At 69.9% G+C, this 22,486-nt stretch carries 19 protein-coding genes and 1 pseudogene; 11 read left to right on the forward strand and 9 right to left on the reverse strand.

Annotated features, from left to right (window positions below; genetic code table 11):
* Window positions 1–60: 60 nt before the first annotated feature.
* Window positions 61–2,481, reverse strand: a complete 2,421-nt coding sequence (gene lon / locus ACIA8E_RS01880) for an endopeptidase La (protein WP_399293169.1) — start codon at window positions 2,479–2,481, stop codon at window positions 61–63.
* Between the two features lie 160 nt (window positions 2,482–2,641).
* Between lon and ACIA8E_RS01885 the strand changes: the two genes are divergently transcribed.
* The 5 genes from ACIA8E_RS01885 to ACIA8E_RS01905 all read left to right on the forward strand — a co-directional run bounded on the left by ACIA8E_RS01885 (window position 2,642) and on the right by ACIA8E_RS01905 (window position 10,468).
* Window positions 2,642–3,463: a nucleotidyltransferase gene (locus tag ACIA8E_RS01885; RefSeq protein WP_399293171.1), complete on the forward strand. Its 822-nt coding sequence runs from the start codon at window positions 2,642–2,644 to the stop codon at window positions 3,461–3,463.
* A gap of 158 nt (window positions 3,464–3,621) precedes the next feature.
* Complete coding sequence (locus ACIA8E_RS01890; protein ID WP_399293173.1) at window positions 3,622–4,314, forward strand: spermidine synthase; 693 nt, start codon at window positions 3,622–3,624, stop codon at window positions 4,312–4,314.
* Window positions 4,315–4,549: 235 nt separating this feature from the next.
* A complete protein-coding gene (locus ACIA8E_RS01895) occupies window positions 4,550–5,287 on the forward strand; it encodes a response regulator transcription factor (RefSeq protein WP_006127534.1) in 738 nt (245 codons plus the stop codon).
* A complete protein-coding gene (locus ACIA8E_RS01900) occupies window positions 5,284–6,360 on the forward strand; it encodes an ATP-binding protein (RefSeq protein WP_399293175.1) in 1,077 nt (358 codons plus the stop codon). The genes ACIA8E_RS01895 and ACIA8E_RS01900 overlap by 4 nt, the downstream gene beginning before the upstream one ends.
* Window positions 6,361–6,619: 259 nt before the next feature.
* The gene (locus ACIA8E_RS01905) at window positions 6,620–10,468 is read left to right on the forward strand and encodes a multifunctional oxoglutarate decarboxylase/oxoglutarate dehydrogenase thiamine pyrophosphate-binding subunit/dihydrolipoyllysine-residue succinyltransferase subunit (RefSeq protein WP_399293177.1); all 3,849 of its coding nucleotides are present in this window, start codon (window positions 6,620–6,622) and stop codon (window positions 10,466–10,468) included.
* Between the two features lie 90 nt (window positions 10,469–10,558).
* Here ACIA8E_RS01905 and ACIA8E_RS01910 read toward each other — a convergent pair.
* Window positions 10,559–11,005, reverse strand: a pseudogene (locus ACIA8E_RS01910) (tetratricopeptide repeat protein); the annotation flags it as partial.
* 183 nt (window positions 11,006–11,188) lie between these two features.
* Here ACIA8E_RS01910 and ACIA8E_RS01915 point away from each other — a divergent pair.
* Window positions 11,189–11,374, forward strand: coding sequence for a DUF6104 family protein (locus ACIA8E_RS01915; RefSeq protein ID WP_007266501.1), 186 nt, complete (start codon window positions 11,189–11,191; stop codon window positions 11,372–11,374).
* Between the two features lie 14 nt (window positions 11,375–11,388).
* Here ACIA8E_RS01915 and ACIA8E_RS01920 read toward each other — a convergent pair whose 3' ends face one another.
* Window positions 11,389–12,234: a hypothetical protein gene (locus tag ACIA8E_RS01920; protein WP_399293179.1), complete on the reverse strand. Its 846-nt coding sequence runs from the start codon at window positions 12,232–12,234 to the stop codon at window positions 11,389–11,391.
* Window positions 12,235–12,388: 154 nt separating this feature from the next.
* Here ACIA8E_RS01920 and ACIA8E_RS01925 point away from each other — a divergent pair, with 154 nt between their 5' ends.
* Both ACIA8E_RS01925 and ACIA8E_RS01930 read left to right on the forward strand, forming a co-directional pair.
* Entirely contained in the window at window positions 12,389–13,246 is an 858-nt protein-coding gene (locus ACIA8E_RS01925) for a DUF4097 family beta strand repeat-containing protein (protein WP_399293180.1), read from the forward strand.
* Between the two features lies 1 nt (window position 13,247).
* Entirely contained in the window at window positions 13,248–14,264 is a 1,017-nt protein-coding gene (locus tag ACIA8E_RS01930) for a helix-turn-helix transcriptional regulator (protein ID WP_399293182.1), read from the forward strand.
* 82 nt (window positions 14,265–14,346) lie between these two features.
* Here the strand turns inward: ACIA8E_RS01930 and ACIA8E_RS01935 are convergent, their stop codons facing one another.
* The 4 genes from ACIA8E_RS01935 to ACIA8E_RS01950 all read right to left on the reverse strand — a co-directional run bounded on the left by ACIA8E_RS01935 (window position 14,347) and on the right by ACIA8E_RS01950 (window position 17,877).
* Window positions 14,347–14,925: a Clp protease N-terminal domain-containing protein gene (locus tag ACIA8E_RS01935; protein ID WP_399293184.1), complete on the reverse strand. Its 579-nt coding sequence runs from the start codon at window positions 14,923–14,925 to the stop codon at window positions 14,347–14,349.
* Window positions 14,925–15,134 carry a helix-turn-helix domain-containing protein gene (locus ACIA8E_RS01940; protein WP_356325039.1) on the reverse strand — a complete coding sequence of 70 codons (210 nt, stop codon included), beginning with the start codon at window positions 15,132–15,134 and terminating at the stop codon, window positions 14,925–14,927. The genes ACIA8E_RS01935 and ACIA8E_RS01940 overlap by 1 nt, the downstream gene beginning before the upstream one ends.
* Before the next feature lie 350 nt (window positions 15,135–15,484).
* Window positions 15,485–16,450 carry a zinc-binding dehydrogenase gene (locus ACIA8E_RS01945; RefSeq protein WP_399293186.1) on the reverse strand — a complete coding sequence of 322 codons (966 nt, stop codon included), beginning with the start codon at window positions 16,448–16,450 and terminating at the stop codon, window positions 15,485–15,487.
* A 215-nt stretch (window positions 16,451–16,665) separates the two neighbouring features.
* Window positions 16,666–17,877, reverse strand: coding sequence for an NADP-dependent malic enzyme (locus tag ACIA8E_RS01950; RefSeq protein WP_385302445.1), 1,212 nt, complete (start codon window positions 17,875–17,877; stop codon window positions 16,666–16,668).
* A gap of 524 nt (window positions 17,878–18,401) precedes the next feature.
* On the opposite strand from ACIA8E_RS01950, the gene ACIA8E_RS01955 reads away from it, so the two are divergent.
* The 3 genes from ACIA8E_RS01955 to ACIA8E_RS01965 are packed head-to-tail and all read left to right on the forward strand — an operon-like array spanning window position 18,402 to window position 21,089.
* On the forward strand, window positions 18,402–19,358 hold the full coding sequence (locus ACIA8E_RS01955; RefSeq protein WP_399293188.1) for an ABC transporter substrate-binding protein: 957 nt from the start codon (window positions 18,402–18,404) through the stop codon (window positions 19,356–19,358).
* Window positions 19,359–19,386: 28 nt separating this feature from the next.
* A complete protein-coding gene (locus ACIA8E_RS01960) occupies window positions 19,387–20,325 on the forward strand; it encodes an amino acid ABC transporter permease (RefSeq protein ID WP_399293190.1) in 939 nt (312 codons plus the stop codon).
* A gap of 11 nt (window positions 20,326–20,336) precedes the next feature.
* The gene (locus ACIA8E_RS01965; RefSeq protein WP_399293788.1) at window positions 20,337–21,089 is read left to right on the forward strand and encodes an amino acid ABC transporter ATP-binding protein; all 753 of its coding nucleotides are present in this window, start codon (window positions 20,337–20,339) and stop codon (window positions 21,087–21,089) included.
* A 65-nt stretch (window positions 21,090–21,154) separates the two neighbouring features.
* Here the strand turns inward: ACIA8E_RS01965 and ACIA8E_RS01970 are convergent, their stop codons facing one another.
* Complete coding sequence (locus ACIA8E_RS01970; RefSeq protein WP_399293192.1) at window positions 21,155–21,355, reverse strand: hypothetical protein; 201 nt, start codon at window positions 21,353–21,355, stop codon at window positions 21,155–21,157.
* Between the two features lie 334 nt (window positions 21,356–21,689).
* Window positions 21,690–22,451: a class I SAM-dependent methyltransferase gene (locus ACIA8E_RS01975; protein ID WP_399293194.1), complete on the reverse strand. Its 762-nt coding sequence runs from the start codon at window positions 22,449–22,451 to the stop codon at window positions 21,690–21,692.
* Window positions 22,452–22,486 lie beyond the last annotated feature (35 nt).

The following is a 22,486-nucleotide window of genomic DNA, read 5'->3' on the forward strand; positions in this document are numbered from 1 at the left end:
GGGGGTGCGGGCCGTCCGACCGGCCGCGCACGTCATGCCACGCCCGTCACGCCATGGCGCTCACGCCGCGGCCGGGATCCTCTCCTCCGCCCTGGCCGAAGCCGGGACGAGAGCGATCTCCAGCACCTGACGGACATCCGTCACCGGGTGGACCTCCAGCTTGTCGAGGACCTCGGCCGGCACGTCGTCCAGATCGGCCTCGTTCCGCTTCGGGATCACCACGGTGGTGATCCCGGCGCGGTGAGCGGCCAGCAGCTTCTGCTTCAGGCCGCCGATCGGCAGTACCCGTCCGGTCAGCGACACCTCGCCGGTCATCGCCACATCCGTACGGACCAGCCGCCCGGAGAGCAGCGAGGCCAGTGCCGTCGTCATCGTGATACCGGCGCTGGGGCCGTCCTTGGGGACCGCGCCCGCCGGGAAGTGGATGTGCGCTCCCCGGTCCTTGAGGTCGGCGACGGGCAGTTCCAGCTCGGCGCCGTGCGACCGCAGGAAGCTGAGCGCGATCTGCGCGGACTCCTTCATGACGTCGCCGAGCTGGCCGGTCAGCGTCAGTCCGGCGGCACCCGTCTCCGGATCGGCCAGCGACGCCTCCACGAACAGCACGTCGCCGCCGGCACCGGTCACCGCGAGTCCGGTCGCCACGCCCGGCACCGCGGTGCGGCGCTCGGCCGGGTCCTGGGCGGACTCGGGAACGTGGTGCGGCCGTCCGATGAGACCCCGCAGGTCCTCGTCGGTGACGGTGAACGGGAGCTCCCGGTCGCCCAGCTCGTGCTGGGCCGCGACCTTGCGGAGCAGCCGGGCGACGGACCGCTCCAGGTTGCGTACGCCCGCCTCGCGGGTGTACTCGCCGGCCAGCTTGCGCAGCGCCGACTCCTCGAGGGTCACCTCGTCCTTCTCCAGGCCGGCCCGCTCCAGCTGGCGCGGCAGCAGGTGGTCCCGGGCGATGACGACCTTCTCGTCCTCGGTGTAGCCGTCGAGCCTGACCAGCTCCATGCGGTCGAGCAGGGCCTCCGGGATGGCGTCCAGCACGTTGGCGGTGGCCAGGAAGACCACGTCGCTGAGGTCCAGCTCGACCTCCAGGTAGTGGTCGCGGAAGGTGTGGTTCTGCGCCGGGTCGAGCACTTCGAGGAGCGCCGCGGCCGGGTCGCCGCGGAAGTCGGAGCCGACCTTGTCGATCTCGTCGAGCAGGACGACCGGGTTCATGGAACCGGCCTCCTTGACGGCGCGGACGATGCGTCCGGGGAGCGCACCGACGTACGTACGCCGATGGCCGCGGATCTCCGCCTCGTCCCGCACACCGCCGAGCGCGACACGGACGAACTTGCGCCCCATGGCGTGCGCGACGCTCTCGCCGAGGGACGTCTTACCGACACCGGGAGGCCCGACGAGGGCCAGCACCGCACCACCGCGGCGCCCGCCGACGACCCCGAGACCGCGGTCGGCACGGCGCTTGCGCACGGCGAGGTACTCGGTGATCCGCTCCTTCACGTCCTCCAGGCCGGCGTGCTCGGCGTCGAGGATCTCCTTGGCGGCGCGGATGTCGTACGCGTCCTCGGTGCGCTCGTTCCACGGCAGTTCGAGGACGGTGTCCAGCCAGGTGCGGATCCAGGAACCCTCGGGACTCTGGTCGGACGAGCGCTCCAGCTTGTCGACCTCCTTGAGCGCGGCCTCACGGACGCGCTCGGGAAGATCAGCGGCTTCGACGCGTGCCCGGTAGTCGTCGGACTCGTCCTCCGGGTCACCGTTGAGCTCGGAAAGCTCCTTGCGTACGGCTTCGAGCTGGCGCCGCAGCAGGAACTCGCGCTGCTGCTTGTCGACACCCTCCTGGACATCCTTCGCGATGGACTCGGCGACGTCCTGTTCGGCGAGGTGTTCGCCGAGCCACTGGATGGCGAGCTTCAGCCGGGCGACCGCATCGGCGGTCTCCAGGAGCTGCACCTTCTGGGTGGTGGTGAGGAAGGGTGAGTAACCGGAATTGTCGGCGAGCGCAGAGATGTCGTCGATCTGCTGGACCCGGTCCACGACCTGCCAGGCGCCGCGCTTCTTCAGCCAGCTGGTGGCCAGGGCCTTGTACTCCTTGACCAGCTCGGCGGCGACACCGGGAAGCGGCTCGGGGACGGACACGTCCACGCGGGCCCCCTCCACCCAGAGCGCGGCCCCGGGTCCGGTGGTCCCGGCGCCGATCCTCACCCGGTCACGGCCGCGGATGAGGGCACCGGGGTCGCCGTCGGAGAGCCGGCCGACCTGCTCGACGGTACCGAGCACACCCGTGCCGGTGTACGTCCCGTCGATCCGCGGCACGAGCAGCACCTCGGGCTTGCCGCCACCAGGCCGGACGGCTGCCTGCGCGGCCTCCACGGCGGCCCGCACGTCGGTGTCGGACAGGTCGAGAGGAACCACCATTCCGGGCAGCACGACCTCGTCGTCGAGCGGCAGCACAGGCAAGGTCAGCGGAGTGACCGCGTTGGGCTCAGTTGCCATGATCTCCCCTTCGGCATTCAAGTTGAGCTATGCAGGCTCAATGCTCCTGAGCGACTTAATGTTCCCGGGGTCGTGTTCGCTCTCAGCGATCTCCCTTCCACCCCGCTGCCACCTGCGAAATCCGTTCGCGGCCGCCGCGCGCACGGGGGAGAGTGCCCGCATGGGTGACACACACGTGGACGACAGGGGCCTGGCCCAGGACGGGACGATCAGACGTGAAGGCTCGCTGAGCCGCGTACCGGCAGCGTTCGCCCCCGTGGTCGAGGCGGCCCGCTCCCGGATCACCGAAGCGTTCGGCGCCGCGCAGCTGCACAGCGCCTACCTGTACGGCAGCATTCCGCGGGGCACCGCCATTCCCGGCGTCTCCGACCTGGACCTGCTGCTCGCCCTGCATGCCGAACCGACCGAGGCCGACCAGGCCGCCGCCCGGGCCGTCGAGGCCGCTCTCGACGCCACGTTCGACCAGATCGAGGGCGTCGGCATCCTCCTTTTCGGCGCCGGCACCCTGCTCAGCGAACTCGAGCGCAACGACCTCGGCTTCTTCCTCGCCTGCCTCTGCATCCCGCTCCTGGGCGACGACCTCGCCCGCCGACTGCCCCGCTACCGCCCCACCTCACTGCTCGCCCGCGAGACCAACGGCGATCTGTGCCTGTCACTTCCCCGATGGCGCAGCCGTGCCGCCGAAGCCCTCACGGACGCGGAACGCAGGAGCCTCAGCCGCGGCGTCGCCCGCCGTGTCGTCCGGTCCGGCTTCACCCTGGTCATGCCGCGCTGGGGCGGTTGGACCAGCGACTTGGAGGAATCTGCGGAGATCTTCGGCCGGTACCACCCGGAGCGGATCGAGCAGATGCGCGTCGCCGCGGCCACCGGCCGCACCCCCTCGACGGACCCGGCGCTCCTCACCATGCTCATCGACGACCTGGCGCCGTGGCTGGCAGCCGAGTACATAGCGGTGCACGGCTCGAAGGCGCCTCGCCCCTGACCGAACCGCCGGCATCCGCGCGCCGGTGCACCAGAGGCGGGCAGGGCACCTGCCCTTCGACTCCTCGCGCCCCACCCGGATCCACCGATTTCGACCCCGCCCGCGCCGTCCGACGAGGATGGTGGGAATCCATCTGCCGCCTACCGGAGACCGAGGACATGCCGACCGCCGACCGCCGCACCGCTCACAGCTCCGTCACACTCGACCGCCGCGAGGGACCGTACGGGGAGGTCGTCCTGCGGGAGCGTGGGGACAACTTCGAGATCATCGCCAATGGGTGCTTTCTGATGGACACCGCGGACGGGCGCTCCGAACGGCTGCTGATCGATGCCGCACTCGCCGCGCTGCCCGCCGGGCGGACGGATCCGGCAGTGCTCGTCGGAGGGCTCGGGGTCGGCTTCTCGCTGGCGCATGCCGCCGCCGAGCCGCGCTGGGGGCGTATCGCGGTGGTCGAGAGGGAGCAGGCGATCATCGACTGGCACCTGGACGGGCCACTGGCCCGTATCTCCGCCGCGGCGCTCACCGATCCGCGGACGGCGATCCTGGCGACGGATCTCGTCACATATCTGCGTACGACTACGGACCGTTACGACGCGTTGTGTCTGGACATCGACAACGGACCGGACTGGACCGTCACCGAGGACAACGGAAGTCTCTACTCCGCTTCCGGTCTGGCGGACTGCCGGGAACGGCTCAGCCCGGGTGGGGTGCTGGCGGTGTGGTCCGCGCAGCCGTCCGCCGCCTTCGAACAGGCCCTGAAGAATGCCGGATTCGTTGAGGTATGGACGGAAGAGGTGCGTGTTGCCCGAGGTGTGCCCGACGTGGTTCATCTCGCACTTCGGGACGGCTGAGGTTCCCCGCCGGGCGTCCGGGGCCCCCGGACGCCCGGGGGCCAAGCGCCACAAGACAGACACTCCGCCGCCTGCTCGCGTCCAACCCGTTCCCGTGCCGTTACACCCTGCGTAGCCGGGAACAGCCTGCTGGCTTTACGCTGCTGAGCGGCAAACGGGATCACCCACGAAATTCACAAGCGAAGACCGTGCGTCCGGGGGAATGACCCCCGCGAGAACGGGCAGGGGCGGGGCGATGGAACAGACACACACCACCCACAACGGTGTCGCGGCCACCCCGGGCGCGCAGCGCCGGGTGCTGGTGGTCGAGGACGACGCGACGATCGTCGACGCCATTTCCGCACGCCTTCGGGCCGAGGGCTTTCTGGTGCAGACCGCGCTGGACGGCCCCGCGGCCGTCGACGCGGCCGAGGCCTGGCAGCCCGACCTGATGGTGCTCGACATCATGCTTCCGGGCTTCGACGGCCTGGAGGTCTGCCGCCGCGTTCAGGCCGCGCGGCCGGTGCCGGTACTGATGCTGACCGCCCGGGACGACGAGACCGACATGCTGGTCGGCCTCGGTGTCGGCGCCGACGACTACATGACCAAGCCGTTCTCCATGCGTGAACTGGCGGCCCGGGTGCATGTCCTGCTGCGCCGGGTCGAGCGCGCGGCGCTGGCCGCGGTGACGCCGCGCAGCGGCATCCTGCGCCTCGGCGAGCTGGAGATCGATCACGCCCAGCGCCGGGTCCGGGTGCGCGCGGAGGACGTCCACCTGACGCCGACCGAGTTCGACCTGCTGGTCTGCCTGGCCAACACGCCGCGCGCGGTGCTCTCCCGGGAGCAGCTGCTCGCGGAGGTCTGGGACTGGGCGGACGCCTCCGGCACCCGCACCGTCGACAGCCACATCAAGGCACTGCGCCGGAAGATCGGTGCGGAGCGGATCCGTACCGTGCACGGCGTCGGTTACGCCCTGGAGACCCCGGCGCCATGACCCGGCCCGGCTCCGGACTGCGCCCTTTCTCGATCAAGGCCAAGCTGGGCACGCTGGTCGTGGTCTCGGTGTTCATCACGACCGGGCTGCTGATGGTGGCGGTGCGCACCAGGACCGAGCTGCGGTTCATCACGGTGTTCTCGGTGATCGCGACGCTGCTGATCACCCAGTTCGTGGCCCACGGGCTGACGGCGCCGCTGGACGAGATGACGAGAGTCGCCCGGTCGATCTCGCACGGCGACTACACCCGACGGGTGCGGGGCGCGGACCGGCGGGACGAGCTCGGCGATCTGGCCCAGACGATCAACCTCATGGCGGATGATCTGGAGGCCGTGGACCTGCACCGCAAGGAGCTGGTGGCCAATGTCTCGCATGAGCTGCGCACGCCCATCGCGGCGCTGAGAGCCGTCCTCGAGAACGTCGTGGACGGGGTCTCCGCCGCTGATCCGGAGACCATGCGCACGGCGCTGAAACAGACGGAGCGGCTCGGCAGGCTGGTGGAGACGCTGCTGGACCTGTCCCGGCTGGACAACGGGGTGGTCACCCTCAAGGCCCGCCGTTTCGAGGTGTGGCCGTATCTCTCGGGCGTGCTGAAGGAAGCGAACCTCGCCGCCTCGCACCGCCGGCTGTCCTCCGGCTCCGGGAACCACACCCGCACGGACGTACATCTGCACCTGGACGTGTCACCGCCCGAGCTGACCGCGCACGCGGACGCGGAGCGGCTCCACCAGGTGGTGGCCAATCTGATCGACAACGCGGTCAAGCACAGCCCGCCGCACGGCCGCGTCACGGTGCGGGCACGGCGCGGCACGCTGCCGGAGTCGCTGGATCTCGAGGTCCTGGACGAGGGTCCGGGCATTCCGGAGTCCGAGCGACACCGGGTCTTCGAGCGTTTCAACCGTGGCAAGGTGGCGTCCCCGCACGGTCCGGGCAGTGACGGCGGTACGGGCCTGGGCCTGGCGATCGCCCGTTGGGCCGTGGATCTGCACGGCGGTCGCATCGGGGTGGCCGAATCGGCTCGCGGTTGCCGGATCCAGGTCACCCTTCCGGGGATCTCTCAACCACGCAGTTGACGCGGGGCCCGAACCGGAAGGGCACGTTCTACGCATCGTCCCACGAGGGGATATGGTCCACGTGGCCGTAGCCACGGCCACGCGTACCCGGAGTGAAGCGGAACCACGCTTGTTTCCCGCCATTTCCAGCGCCGAAACCCGCTCTTTGATGTGACTTGCACGACGAAGACCGGCCCGGTCTGCATGGAACGGTCAAGGAGGCGTAGCCTTGATTTCCGCTGTCCATCACCTTGTGAAGCGGAAGAGGGCGGTTGCCGCCGTGTCGTCTCAGTCCCCCAGTAACTCGAGCATCTCGACCGACCAAGCCAGCCCGGGTGCAAACCCGGCTGCCGCTTTCGGCCCCAATGAGTGGCTCGTCGACGAGATCTACCAGCAGTACCTCCAGGATCCCAATTCGGTCGATCGCGCCTGGTGGGACTTCTTCGCCGACTACAAGCCGGGTACGTCCGGCACGGCGGACAAGCCCGTTCCCGGCACCGCAGCCGCGGGGGCTGCGGTGACTCCGGCCCCGGCTGCCACCGCACCGGCGCAGACCGACCACGCCGCTCCTGCGCAGCCCGTGGCCCAGGCTCCGGCTCCGGCTCCGGCTCCGGCTCCGGCCGCCGCACCCGCCGCCCCGGCGGCGCCCGCGGTTGCCGCACCCGCTGCCCCGGCCGCTCCGGCGAAGGCCGCGCCCGCGGCACCCGCCGCGCCGGCCGCGAAGGCCCCCGCCAAGGCGGCCCCGGCCACCGCGGCGGCAGAGGGCCCCGAGTACGTGACGCTGCGCGGCCCGTCCGCCGCCGTTGCGAAGAACATGAACGCCTCGCTGGAGCTGCCGACGGCCACGTCCGTCCGCGCCGTTCCGGTGAAGCTGCTCTTCGACAACCGCATCGTCATCAACAACCACCTCAAGCGCGCCCGCGGCGGGAAGATCTCCTTCACGCACCTCATCGGGTACGCGATGGTGCAGGCCCTCAAGGCCATGCCGTCGATGAACTACTCCTTCGCGGAGAAGGACGGCAAGCCGACCCTGGTCAAGCCGGAGCACGTCAACCTCGGTCTGGCCATCGACCTGGTGAAGCCGAACGGCGACCGCCAGCTGGTCGTCGCGGCCATCAAGAAGGCCGAGACGCTCAACTTCTTCGAGTTCTGGCAGGCGTACGAGGACATCGTCCGCCGCGCCCGCATCGGCAAGCTCGGCATGGACGACTTCACCGGAGTCACCGCCTCGCTGACCAACCCCGGCGGCATCGGCACCGTCCACTCGGTGCCCCGCCTGATGCCCGGTCAGGGCCTCATCATGGGTGTCGGCGCGATGGACTACCCGGCGGAGTTTCAGGGCACCTCCCAGGACACCCTGAACAAGCTGGGCATCTCGAAGGTCATGACCCTGACCTCGACGTACGACCACCGGGTCATCCAGGGCGCCGCCTCCGGCGAGTTCCTGCGGATCCTGGCCCAGCTGCTGCTCGGCGAGAACGAGTTCTACGACGAGATCTTCAAGGCGCTGCGCATCCCCTACGAGCCGGTCCGCTGGCTCAAGGACATCGACGCCTCGCACGACGACGACGTCACCAAGGCCGCGCGGGTCTTCGAGCTGATCCACTCCTACCGGGTCCGCGGTCACGTCATGGCCGACACCGACCCGCTGGAGTACCGCCAGCGCAAGCACCCCGACCTGGACATCACCGAGCACGGCCTCACCCTGTGGGACCTGGAGCGGGACTTCGCGGTCGGCGGTTTCGCCGGCAAGACGATGATGAAGCTCCGCGACATCCTCGGTGTGCTGCGTGAGTCGTACTGCCGCACCACCGGCATCGAGTTCATGCACATCCAGGACCCGAAGCAGCGCAAGTGGCTCCAGGACCGGGTGGAGCGTCCGCGCCCGAAGCCGGAGCGCGAGGAGCAGCTGCGGATCCTGCGCCGCCTCAACGCCGCCGAGGCGTTCGAGACGTTCCTGCAGACCAAGTACGTCGGCCAGAAGCGGTTCTCGCTGGAGGGCGGCGAGTCCGTCATCCCGCTGCTCGACGCCGTCATCGACTCCGCCGCCGAGGCCCGTCTCGACGAGGTCGTCATCGGCATGGCCCACCGCGGCCGGCTGAACGTCCTGGCGAACATCGTCGGCAAGTCGTACGCGCAGATCTTCCGGGAGTTCGAGGGCAACCTCGACCCGCGGTCGATGCACGGCTCCGGCGACGTGAAGTACCACCTGGGCGCCGAGGGCACCTTCACCGGTCTGGACGGCGAGCAGATCAAGGTCTCGCTGGCCGCGAACCCCTCGCACCTGGAGGCGGTCGACCCGGTCCTGGAGGGCATCGCCCGCGCCAAGCAGGACATCATCAACAAGGGCGGCACGGACTTCACGGTCCTGCCCGTCGCGCTCCACGGCGACGCGGCCTTCGCGGGCCAGGGCGTCGTCGCCGAGACGCTCAACATGTCGCAGCTGCGCGGCTACCGCACCGGCGGCACCGTGCACGTGGTGATCAACAACCAGGTCGGCTTCACCGCCGCCCCCGAGTCGTCGCGTTCCTCCATGTACGCCACCGACGTGGCGCGCATGATCGAGGCACCGATCATCCACGTCAACGGCGACGACCCCGAGGCCGTCGTCCGGGTGGCCCGTCTCGCCTTCGAGTTCCGCCAGGCGTTCAACAAGGACGTCGTGATCGACCTCATCTGCTACCGCCGCCGCGGTCACAACGAGGGCGACAACCCGGAGTTCACCAACCCGCAGATGTACACCCTGATCGACAAGAAGCGCTCGGTGCGCAAGCTGTACACCGAGTCGCTCATCGGTCGCGGCGACATCACGCTGGAAGAGGCCGAGCAGGCGCTCCAGGACTTCCAGGGCCAGCTGGAGAAGGTCTTCGCGGAGGTCCGCGAAGCCACCTCGCACCCGGCTCAGACCCATGTCCCGGACGTGCAGCCCGAGTTCCCGGTCGCCGTCACCACCGCGGTCTCCCAGGAGGTCGTGAAGCGGATCGCCGAGTCCCAGGTCAACATCCCGGAGCGGATCACGGTCCACCCGCGCCTGATGCCGCAGATGCAGCGTCGTGCCGCCTCGGTGGAGAACGGCACGATCGACTGGGGCATGGGCGAGACCCTGGCCATCGGTTCGCTGCTGATGGAGGGCACTCCGGTCCGGCTCGCCGGTCAGGACACCCGCCGCGGCACCTTCGGTCAGCGTCACGCGGTCCTCGTCGACCAGGTGACCGGCGAGGACTACACCCCGCTGCTCTACCTCGCCGACGACCAGGCCCGTTACAACGTCTACGACTCGCTGCTCTCCGAGTACGCGGCGATGGGCTTCGAGTACGGCTACTCGCTGGCCCGCCCGGAGTCGCTGGTCATCTGGGAGGCCCAGTTCGGTGACTTCGTCAACGGCGCGCAGACCGTCGTCGACGAGTTCATCTCCTCGGCCGAGCAGAAGTGGGGCCAGACCTCCGGCGTCACGCTGCTCCTGCCGCACGGCTACGAGGGCCAGGGCCCGGACCACTCGTCCGCCCGCCCGGAGCGCTTCCTCCAGATGTGTGCGCAGGACAACATGACGGTCGCCATGCCGACGCTCCCGTCGAACTACTTCCACCTCCTGCGGTGGCAGGTGCACAACCCGCACCACAAGCCGCTGATCGTCTTCACCCCGAAGTCGATGCTCCGCCTCAAGGCGGCGGCGTCGAAGGTGGAGGAGTTCACCACCGGCGGCTTCCGCCCGGTGATCGGCGACGACTCGGTCGACCCGAACGCGGTCCGCAAGGTCGTCTTCTGCGCCGGCAAGGTCTACTACGACCTGGAGGCCGAGCGCGAGAAGCGCGGTGTCACGGACACGGCGATCATCCGTCTGGAGCGCCTGTACCCGCTGCCGGGTGCCGAGCTCCAGGCCGAGATCGCCAAGTACCCGAACGCCGAGAAGTACCTGTGGGCCCAGGAGGAGCCGGCCAATCAGGGCGCCTGGCCGTTCATCGCCCTGAACCTGATCGACCACCTGGACCTGGCCGTCGGCGCCGACGTCCCGCACGGTGAGCGCCTGCGCCGCATCTCGCGGCCGCACGGCTCGTCCCCGGCGGTCGGCTCGGCCAAGCGGCACCAGGCGGAGCAGGCTCAGCTGGTCGCCGAGGTCTTCGAGGCCTGATCAGCGGCTGTACGAACCGGAGGGCCCGGCCCCGCGAGTGATCGCGGGGCCGGGCCCTCCGGTGTGTGCGGGGTGCGGCCCGCCGCGGTGTCAGATGATCTGCGGCTCGAAGTCCCGGTACGGCCGGTTGCGGGACCGCGCCGAGACCGTGTGGACGTGCTGTCCCCCCAAGGTCGTCAGGAGGTCGTCCAGCGCCTCGGTCTCGATCTTCTCGGCCCGCTGCCGGTCCCGGACCTCGCCCGGGTCCGCCGCGTGGGCGATCCGGGCCGAGAGTGTCAGCGGGTGGGTGCGACCGAGGACCTCGGTGGCGCGGCTGATGGTGGACTCCATGAGCGAGGCGGCGGATTCGGGGTCGCCGATCAGATTGCGCAGTGCCGACGCGTTGATCGCACAGCCCAGGGTCCAGGGGTGGTTCTCGCCCACGGCCCGGGTCATGTCGGCGAGCGCTTCCTCGATGAGAACGTGGGCGTGTTCCCGCTCGCCCACGTTGCGCAGAACGAGCGCATGGTTGGCGCGGGTGCCCGCCACGTAGGGGTGGGCCTCGCTGTCGCTCATTGGCACCCCCCGTTCCCTGAACTCCCCGCAGGCTAACGGCAGTACGTGACCGATGCGAGGCACATCGGCCATGACACCGGGTCGGGCCGCGCCGGTTCCAGGGGTCGTTCGCATCGTCCCGCCGGGCCCGGCCGGGGGCGCTCACCAGGCATTAAACTTGCCGCCATGTACTTCACCGACCGTGGCATCGAGGAGCTGGAGAAGCGGCGCGGCGAGGAGGAGGTCACCTTCGAGTGGCTCGCCGAGCAGCTGCGTACCTTCGTCGATCTCAACCCCGACTTCGAGGTGCCCGTCGAGCGCCTCGCCACCTGGCTCGCCCGGCTCGACGACGAGGACGAGGACGACGAGTAGGGCGACGCCCGGAGCTAGGATCTGCCGTCCCGGATCCGGTCGTACGCGAGGCCGGCCGCCCCGTGCGCGAGCAGGAGCGCCCCCGCGAAGGCCCACCCTCCGTTGCGGCGCCCGATCCCCCAGGCGACGAGCGGGAGACCCGCGGCGAGCTGGGCTGCGGCGAGCGCACGGGCCCTGGGGCCGCGCACCCACGGGCCGAGGCCGCTGTTCTCGACCGCGTCGAGTTCCAGCTTCACCGCATCGCGCCAGCCTGCCCACGCGATCCGTTGCGTTTCGGGCCGGCCGCCGGCCGCGGTGTGCAGCCGGTCGGCCGGTTCGCCGGGTTCGAGGCCCGGCGGGAGCGTCACGCCGATGCGGGCGAGGACGGCGAGCAGCCCGCGCAGCCGGGTATGGGCGTCCGCTTCGGGGTCGGGGCGGGTCAGCGCTTCGAGTTGCTGGATGTCCAGCACGGGATCGAGGCCGAGCCGCGCGGCGAACGTACGCATCGCCTCGTCCTCCCCGGCCGGGGTGCCGTCCGTCAGCCAGACGTAGCCGACGGGCCGCCGGAAGCCGGACGCGAGTGTGTAGCCCGCACGGTCGCCGTCCCACCACAGCGCGAGGACCGGCCAGGTCGAACCGACCGCGAGTGCGGTGGCCCAGCCGGCCAGCACACTGTCGACCGGCTGCTCCCCCTCCGACTCCGCCGCACTCCGCGTTTCCTGTCTGTCCTGCCAGGGCGTGCCCTCCGGGACGAGGACGCTCCACTCGTCCCCGGCGGGTGCGAGCAGCATCCGCTCGCGCAGCAGATGGGCCACGGGCCGCACGGATCCGGGCTCGGCCCGGCACAGCAGCAGCGCGCCCACGGATGATGTCGCGTTCATGCCCCACACCGTAGGGCAATTTGCCCATATTTGGGGCTATTTGACCGATCTGTGGCACCTCACCCTCTCTTGACTTCCCCGATCCGCGATATATCGTGTTCTGTAAGAGACGCGATATGTTGCGTCGCGCCGCGTTCCCCGGGAGGTCAGATCCATGCCTGTGTCGACGTGGGCCATCACCGAGCCTCAGAAGCTGACCTTCGACGAGCCGGTGACGTCGCTCAATGTGCGCATCGTCAACGGCACGGTCAATGTCGTGGGCACCGAGGAGCCGACCGCCCGGCTGGAGGTCTCCGGGATCGAGGGCCCGCCGCTGATCGTGACGCAAGAGGGCGGCACCCTCTCCGTCGCCTACGAGGACCTGCCCTGGCACGGCTTCCTGAAGTGGTTCGACCGCAAGGGGTGGCACCGCACCGCGGTCGTCTCGCTCGCCGTGCCTGCCGGGTCGACGGTGGAGGTCGGCGTGGTGGGAGCCGGAGCGTTCGTGTCCGGTATCCGGGGGCGTACGGACGTGCGCGGCGTCAGCGGCGACACCACGCTCGCCGGCCTGGCCGGCGCGGTCCGGGCGGACACGGTCTCCGGCAATGTGGAGGCTCAGGCCGTCACCGGCGACCTCCGCTTCAAGTCGGTCTCCGGCGATCTGACGGTCGTCGAGGGCGCCGGGGCCTCCGTACGGGCCGATTCGGTCAGCGGCGACATGGTGCTGGACCTGGACCCGACCGGGAAGCCCACGGACATCCGGCTGACCACGGTCTCCGGCGAGGTGGCGATCCGGCTGCCACACCCGGCGGACGCGAGGGTCGAGGCGAGCACAGCGAGCGGCGCCGTCTCCAACGGCTTCGAGGATCTGCTGGTCAGCGGCCAGTGGGGGGCGAAGAAGATCACCGGCACGCTCGGCGCCGGTACGGGAACGCTGAAGGCCACGACCGTCTCGGGATCGATCGCCGTGCTCCGTCGCCCACCGGCCGAGGAAGATCCGTACGACGCCGAGCCGACCGGAAAGGTGCTCTGACATGCCCCCCGTATTCGCCCATGGGCGCCTGCGCCTCTACCTGCTGAAGCTCCTGGACGAGGCCCCTCGCCACGGCTACGAGGTGATCCGGCTCCTGGAGGAACGCTTCCAGGGTCTGTACGCACCATCGGCCGGCACGGTCTATCCGCGGCTGGCCAAGCTGGAGGCCGAGGGCCTGGTCACGCATGCCACCGAGGGCGGCCGCAAGGTCTACTCGATCACCGACGCGGGCCGCGCCGAACTGGCGGACCGCACCGGCGAACTGGCCGATCTGGAGCTGGAGATCCGCGAATCGGTCTCCGAACTGGCCGCCGAGATGCGGGACGACGTGCGCGGCGCGGCGGGCAAGCTGCGCAGCGAGATGCGGGCCGCGGCCGGCGAGACCCGGCACACGTCCGCCGGCGGGACCGGCGCGAAGGGCGACCGGGGGTCCCCGTTCGGCGACTTCGGCGACTTCGGCGACAACGAGGCATGGCGCACCGCCAAGGAGGAGCTGCGCAAGGCCAAGCAGGAGTGGAAGGAGCAGGCCCGCCGGGCGAAGGACGAGTCGCGCCGCGCCCGCGAGGAGGCCCAGCAGGCCCGCCGCCAGGCCAAGGAGGCCCAGGAGAGGGCGCGCGAGCAGATGCAGAACGCGGCCCGGCAGGTCCAGGAGCACTTCGCCCGGGGCGACTGGCCCACCGGCGTACGGGAAGGCCTGGCGGAAATCACCGGCCGCCTCGGCGGCTTCGCCGCGACGGGCAGCTGGCCCCCGTACATCAAGCCGGACCCGGCCGACGCGGACCCCGAATGGGGCAAGGACACGGCCGGTACGGGCGACCCGGCCCGCGACCTGGACCGACTGCTCGACCGCTTCCGCGACGACATCCGCGACGCCGCCCGGGACCGGGGCGTCACGGAGGCCCAGCTGACGGAGGCCCGCCGCCATCTGTCGACGGCGGCGACCCACATCGGCGCACTGCTGCGGAAGGACACCGGCACCAAGGACACCGGCGCCGAGGGGCCGGACGCCTCCCGGTGAGCGGGACGAGGTGGCATGCCGCCCGGGTCATGCCACCTCGTGACCACCCGCACCGGCCGGAGGAGGCTTCAGCCCCCGCCCCTCAGCTCGCCTTGGCCTGCCCCTCAGCTCCCCCGTCCCCGTAGAGCGCACGCGTCACCGTCTCGTTCGTCGCCCCGTGCTCCGCCAGCACATCGGCGACCACACCGGGGATGACGGTGAACGCCAGCAGGATGTGTTCCTCGCCGATGAACCGGTCGCCGCGTCCGAGCGCGATCCGCAGGGACTTCTCCAGGACGGTCTTCGCGCCACGGTTGAAGGACGGTCGCCCTGACCGCCCCCGGCGGTCCTTCCGGTCGCCCGCCAGCGCACCCTCGCCGTGGGCGCCCTCGATCCGGGCGACGATCTCCGTCACGTCGATGCCGATACCGGCGAGTGCGTCCGTATCGGCCTTGGTCAGGCCGCCACGGCGGGCCGCGTCGGCGAGCGCCGCCTCCACCGATGCGCGACGGTCGGTGAGGCCGAGCGCGGTGACGGCGAAGGAGGCCCGGCTGCTGCCCGGCCCATCCAGCAGGGTGAGCAGCATGTGCTCCTCGGTGACGGAACGGGAGCCCGTCCTTCGGGCCTGGTCCACGGCTCCGGTCACGACGGCGCGGGCATCGGCAGTGAATCGTTCGAACATCAATTCCTCCCGTACTTCTTGTGCACGGCCTGTCGACTGACGCCCAGTTCGGCGGCGATCTCCTGCCACGACCAGCCCTGGACGCGGGCGCTTCCGACTTGGACGGCTTCGAGCTGCTCCAGCAGCCGCCGCAGTGCGACGACGGCCCGCAGCCCGACGCGCGGGTCGCGATCGCCCGCGCGTGCGGCGAGATCCGTTGCTTCGGTCATGCTGTCAACTTACGTTGACATGCCCTCCTTGTCAACTACGGTTGACAAGGAGGGCGGTGAGTCGTCCCGGAAGACCGGCGGGTCGGCGAATTCGGAGCCCTTGGCGTGCAGATCGCTGAGGCGATTCCCGGAGACGGCGAGCGAGGGTCGGGCTGCAAGGTCGTTCAGTCGCGGAATGCCGGGCGGCCGCGGATCACCGACGGGGACGCGCGTGGACGGTGGGGGCGCGAGCCCCCACCGTCGGCACGGTCGAAGTCACAACTGCCAGGGGTGCGCCGCCCATACGCGCGGCGCAGACCCCACAGCAGAACTGACGTGCCGTCAAGGGCGCGCCGGGAGAGCGGACGGACTCAGGAGGCGGTGAGCACGATCTTCCCGAACTGGTCGCCCGCGGCGAGTCGTTCGAACCCCTCACGGGCCCGGTCCAACGGCAGCACCTCGTCGATGACGGGCCGCACACCGGTCGTCGCACAGAACGCCAGCAGGTCCTCCAGCTCGTCCTTGGACCCCATCGTCGAACCGACGACCTTCAGCTCCAGGAAGAAGATCCGGGTCAGCTCGGCGTGCGAGGGCCGGTCGCCGCTGGTCGCACCGGAGATGACCAGGGTGCCGCCGGGGCGCAGCGACTTCACCGAGTGCGACCAGGTTGCCGCGCCGACGGTCTCGATGACGGCGTCGACACGCTGCGGCAGCCGCGCGCCCGGCTCGTACGCCTCGATCGCACCGAGCTCGACGGCCCGCTTGCGCTTGGCTTCGTCACGACTGGTCGCGTAGACCCGCAGGCCTGCGGCGCGACCGAGGACGATCGCGGCGGTGGCGACACCGCCGCCCGCGCCCTGCACGAGCACCGAGTCCCCGGGCCGTACCCCGGCATTGGTGAACAGCATCCGGTACGCGGTGAGCCAGGCGGTCGGCAGACAGGCGGCCTGCTCGAAGGTGAGCTCCTTCGGCTTGGGCAGCACGTTCCAGCTGGGGACGGTGACCTGCTCGGCGAACGTGCCCTGGTAGCGCTCGGTGAGGATGGAGCGGGGCTCCTTCGGGCCGACGCCGTGCCCGGTCTGGCCGATGACGGAGTGCAGGACGACCTCGTTGCCGTCCTCGTCGATGCCGGCGGCGTCACAGCCGAGGATCATCGGCAGCTTGTCCTCGGCGAGGCCGACACCACGGAGCGACCAGAGGTCGTGATGATTGAGGGAGGCGGCGCGGACGTTGACGGTGGTCCAGCCGTGACGCGCCTCGGGGGCGGGGCGCTCGCCCAGCTCAAGGCCGTTGAGGGGCTGGTCGCGGTCGATGCGGGATGCGTAGGCGGCGAACATGGCCTTGACGATAGGCCGGGGGGGCGCGCCGACGTAACCGATCACGGGTGTGACGCGCACCGCGCGTGCGGGTCACCTGCGGCGGACCTTCGGAGTCGGAGATCCGGCCTCGCCGGCGTCCGGGGCGCGAGGTCCGGGGCGACGCCCCGGTTACGGAAAGGGGCGAGGTCGGGGAACGGGCCCCACAAGCACCCGGCCCCGCCCCGCCCCGAACCTCAGCGTCGCGCCACGCCCTCCGCCCGCGCCGCGGCGGCAACCGCCGCTGTCACGGCCGGAGCGACCCGCTCGTCGAACGGCGACGGAATCACGTAGTCCGCGGCCAGCTCGTCACCCACGACATCCGCCAGCGCGTTCGCGGCGGCAATCTTCATGCCCTCCGTGATCCGGGACGCCCGCACCTGCAGCGCCCCCGCGAAGATGCCCGGGAACGCCAGCACGTTGTTGATCTGGTTCGGGTAGTCGGAGCGCCCCGTCGCCACCACGGCCGCGTACTTGTGCGCGATGTCGGGGTGGACCTCAGGGTCCGGATTGGCCATGGCGAAGACGAACGCACCGGGCGCCATCGACGCGACCGCCGACTCCGGCACCGTACCGCCGGACACACCGATGAAGACGTCCGCGCCGACCAGGGCGGTCTCCAGCGGGCCGGAGATGCCGGCCCTGTTGGTGAGCTCCGCGAGCTCGCGCTTGACGTCCGTCAGGTCCTCACGGTCCCGGCTGACGACGCCCTTGCGGTCGGCCACGGCGACGTCCCCGAGCCCCGCCTCCAGCAGGAACTTCGCGATGGCCACCCCGGCCGCACCGGCGCCGGAGATGACACCGCGCAGGTCGCCGAGGGTCCGCCCGGACAGCTTCGCGGCGTTCCGCAGGGCCGCCAGCGTCACGACAGCGGTGCCGTGCTGGTCGTCGTGGAAGACCGGGATGTCGAGCCGCTCCTTGAGCTTGCGCTCGATCTCGAAGCAGCGGGGCGCCGAGATGTCCTCCAGGTTCACCCCTCCGAAGGACGGCGCGAGGCGGACGACCGTCTCGACGATCTCGTCCGCGTCGGTGGTCGCGAGCGCGATCGGCACGGCGTCGACGCCGCCGAACTGCTTGAAGAGGATCGCCTTGCCCTCCATCACCGGGAGGGACGCCTCGGGGCCGATGTCGCCCAGTCCGAGCACCGCGGTGCCGTCCGTCACGACGGCGACGACCTGCGACTTCCAGGTGTAGTCGTGGACCAGCTCGGGGTTCTCGGCGATGGCGCTGCACACCTTGGCGACGCCGGGCGTGTACGCGAGGGACAGGTCGTCCTTGTCCCGGATGGGGACGGTGGCCTGCACGGCCATCTTCCCGCCGCGGTGAAGCGCGAAGGCCGGATCGAACGGCTCATCGGTGGCACTGTCGGTATTGCTGTCGCTGCGAGGATTGACGATCTCCGCTGCCATGGTGTTGACCCCTTAAGTCTTCAACGTTTGAGGGTGGCCACTCCTGATTGAGGAGGGGTGGGCGGGCACCGCGTACGTTCCCTGCGCCGGGCGGTTGGCCCGCCCCGGCAGGGGGAGGTACGTACGCGCGGGCGCGCCGCACACGCGCCCTGGGCCCCGGATGAGGGGTGTAAACGTCTTTCTTACCGGACGGACAGCGTCACGGACGAGTCCATACCGACGCGGTGACGTGCCTCATAGTCGAATATCTGGACAAGTCCGCCAACGCGCGAAATATGCGCCAGCATGTGAGACACGCCGTAGATTCTCCGGCTGCAAGAAGGAAACCCCTCAGAAGGTCCGGCCTTGATGTACCGGCCTCTTGGGGTTCGGGGATCGCCCGTTACCCGATTTTGACATGACTGGCACCCTGAATGGGCTAGTCCGAATGGCAAGATGCCCCTAATCGCACGAGGCGGCGACATCCGACGATGTGTGCCATACCGCCTGGCAACTCCACCCTCACCTGCCGGAGGAACCCGATCATGACCGCACGCACCACCCGTCGCACGGCCGCAACGTCCAGGATTGCAGCGGTCTGCGCCATCGCGGTCGCCGGCACCATGCTGCTGACCGCCTGCGGCGACCAGACGAACTCGGACACCACGAAGACCGAGGGCGGCACCAAGAGCACCGCCCCGCTCTTCGACAAGCTGCCTGCGGACATCCAGAAGGCCGGTGTCATCAAGGTCGGCACGGACGCCACGTACGCCCCGATGGAGTTCAAGCAGGGCGACAAGATCGTCGGTGTCGACCCCGACATCGCCGCGGCTCTCGGCAAGCAGCTCGGCGTGAAGATCGAGTTCACCTCGGGAACCTTCGACACCCTGCTCGGCGCTCTGCCCACCGGCCGTTACAACGCCGTCATGTCCGCCATGAGCGACACCAAGGCCCGCCAGGAGGGTCTGGACGACAAGGGCAAGAAGACCGGCACCGGTGTCGACTTCGTCGACTACTTCACCGCCAGCACCGGCATCCTGGTGAAGAAGGGCAACCCGGAAGGCATCAAGTCGGTCGATGACCTCTGCGGCAAGAAGCTCGCTGTCCAGCGCGGCACGACGTACGAGCAGGCCGCCAAGGACCTGTCGGCCAAGTGCGCCAAGGACGGCAATAAGAAGATCTCGATCGAGGCCTTCTCCAGCGACGCCGAGGCCCAGACCCGCGTCAAGTCCGGCGGCGCCGTTGCCGACCTGAACGACTCCCCGGTCGCCGCCTACATCGCCAAGTCTGCGGGCAGCGGCAACGACTTCGAGGCCGTCGCCAACAAGTCGGACGCCGGACCGTTCGGTATCGCGGTGGACAAGAAGAACACGCAGCTCCGCGACGCCCTCAAGACCGCCCTGGACGCGATCATCGCCGACGGGACCTACAAGGCCGCTCTCGACAAGTGGGGCGCCGCCGACGGTGCCGTCACCGCAGCTGCCGTCAACGGCGGCAAGTGAACCACGCGCCGGCTGAAGGGCAGTCGTTGTGAACGACAAGATCGACAAGGTTCCGTCCGGGGCGGCCCCCACCCCGGACCGGAACACCCCCGTCGCCAACAAGGCGATCCCGGTACGTCACGTCGGACGCTGGATCAGCGGGCTGGTCGTGGTCGTCATCCTTGCGGCCCTCGGGTACGCCTTCTCGCAGGGCAATGTGCGCTGGGCGACCGTGCCGGAGAAGCTGTTCGACTCCAGCATCCTCACCGGCCTGTGGCACACCATCCTGATCAGCGTGGCCTCCATGGTCCTGGGCCTGGTGCTCGGCGTGGTCTTCGCCGTGATGCGCCTGTCCAAGAACCCGGTGACCGGCTGGGTGGCCTGGCTGTACATCTGGTTCTTCCGCGGCACTCCGGTCTATGTGCAGCTGCTGATCTGGTTCAACCTCGCCCTGATCTTCCCGATCTTCGACATCGGGTTCTACCGGGACGAGATGACCGATGTCATGACCCCGTTCCTGGCCGCCCTGCTGGGGCTCGGCCTCAATGAGGGCGCGTACATGGCGGAGATCGTCCGAGCCGGTATCCAGTCCGTCGACGAGGGCCAGACCGAGGCGTCCCACGCACTGGGCATGACGCAGGCGAAGACCATGCGGCGAGTGGTGCTCCCGCAGGCGATGCGGGTGATCATCCCGCCGACGGGCAACGAGTTCATCAACATGCTCAAGACCTCGTCCCTTGTCGTGGCCGTGCAGTACCAGGATCTGCTGCGCAGCGCACAGGACATCGCCTCCACCTCGTTCGCGGTGATGGAGATGCTCTTCGTCGCCTCGATCTGGTATCTGGCCCTGACCAGTGTGTTCAGCGTCGGCCAGTACTACTTGGAGCGCCGTTACGCACGCGGGGCACTGCGCTCCCTGCCGCCCACCCCGCTGCAGCGTCTGCGGGCCAACCTGAACATGCTCCGCCGTTCGGAGGTGGCCAAGTGACCACACGCGCCATGGTGAAGGCCGAGGGCGTCCACAAGTCTTTCGGCGCCGCGCACATCCTCAAGGGCATCGACCTGGAGGTCGCGCCGCGTGAGGTGTTCTGCCTGGTCGGCCCGTCCGGTTCCGGCAAGTCCACCTTCCTGCGGTGCATCAACCACCTGGAGAAGATCAACGCCGGGCGGCTGTCCGTGGACGGCGATCTGGTGGGCTACCGCGAGAAGGGCGACAAGCTCTACGAGCTCAAGGACAGCGAGGTGGCGGCCAAGCGCCGGGACATCGGCATGGTCTTCCAGCGCTTCAACCTCTTCCCGCACATGACGGCCATCGAGAACGTCATGGAGGCACCCGTCCAGGTCAAGGGCGAGACGAAGGCCGTCGCCCGGGCCCGCGCGGAGCGGCTCCTGGACCGGGTCGGCCTCGGCGACAAGGCGAAGAACTACCCGTCGCAGCTCTCCGGCGGCCAGCAGCAGCGGGTGGCCATCGCCCGCGCCCTGGCCATGGAGCCGAAGCTGATGCTCTTCGACGAGCCGACGTCGGCGCTCGACCCTGAGCTGGTCGGCGATGTCCTGGACGTCATGCGCGGTCTCGCGGAGGACGGCATGACGATGATCGTCGTGACCCATGAGATGGGCTTCGCCCGTGAGGTCGGCGATGCGCTGGTCTTCATGGACGACGGTGTGGTGGTCGAGTCGGGCCACCCGCGCGACGTACTGACCAACCCGCAGCACGACCGGACGAAGTCGTTCCTGTCGAAGGTGCTGTAGCGGTACGGGCATGACGAGAGGGCGGTACGGACCCCGGTCCGTACCGCCCTCTTCCGTGTCTGCGGCTACTGCTTCGCCAGCAGGTCCGGACTGAGCATCGGTGCACGCAACTGGGCCCGGGTGAGCGGCGTCGAGTTCAGCAGCGGGCCCTGCGACCGGTCGCTGGTGAAGCCGGTGCTGTCGCGGACGGCAAGCAGCCCGCCGTCCTTGAGGGTGAGCCGGGCGACGATTTCGGACCCCCACCGAGGCGTGCCGTCATAGTTCATCGCGTCGCTCCAGATGGTGAGGATCCGGGCTTGGACCTGTCGCGCATGCGGCACCCGGCACGACCGGGACCACAACGCGGGCCAGAACATCAAACACGAAGGCCGCCGCATCAGGGCAGCAGCCGCACAGACAGCACCACCCACCCCCGGACCGGGGGGCCCTCGCCCGGCAACGCGTGAGGTATACGCCTGCGGAGCGCACGTAGGACCAGGACTCGTCCCGGCAGCGCGCACAACCCCCACCCAGGTGGGGAGGAACCAGGAACCCGACTCAAGGCACACCGCACACGCGGACGCCAGGGAGAGAATCCCCCGCATCCATGCGGCGAGGAGGTCAATTCACGGCGAGTACCAGGGAGTCGGAGGGCGAGGCCCAGACGGTCCGCGCCTCGCCGAAACCCGCGGCCCGCAGCGTCTCCGCGTGCCACTGGGCGGACGGCATGTCGCCGTCCGCGTGCTCGCCGTAGATCTTGTACCGTTCGGCGGTCGGTGCGGCGAGGGCCGGGTCCTTGGCGGCGAGGGCCCACCAGTCCGCCCAGTCGAGGGCGCCCGCGGCCCTGGCGCGGTCCATGGCGGCGTGCCGGTGGGCGCGTTCGGCCGCGTTGATCCGGGGGGTCGCTGTGTCGATCATGCGGTCGGCGTTCATGAACACCCCGCCGTCCCGGACGAGCCCGGCGAGCTGCCCGTAGAGAGTGGTGAGCGGTTCGCTGTGCAGCCAGTGCAGGGCGGTGGCGGTGAGGACGGCGTCGTACGTGTCGTGCGGCAGTCGCTCCACCCACTCCGGGTCCTTGAGATCGGCGGTCACGAAGGTGGCGCGCTCGTCGCCGGCGAAGGAACCGCGGGCGATTGCGAGCAGCGCGGGGTCGAGGTCGACGCCGGTACCGGTGGCCTCGGGGAACCGCTTGAGCAGCCGGTCCGTAATACTTCCCGTACCGCACGCGAGGTCGAGCACCCGTGGTTCGGGCCCCACCACGGCCTCGACCATGTCCAGCATCACCCGGAACCGCTCCTCGCGGTCGGGCATGTACCACTCCTGCTGCCGGTCCCAGCTCTGCTGCCAGGCCTGCCAGTCGGTGCCCGCTGCTGTCTCCGTCACGAGAATCCCTTCAATGTAATACCCTTAAACTGCAA

Origin of the sequence: Streptomyces sp. NPDC051664, from assembly GCF_044453545.1 — a bacterium.
Classification (GTDB): domain Bacteria; phylum Actinomycetota; class Actinomycetes; order Streptomycetales; family Streptomycetaceae; genus Streptomyces.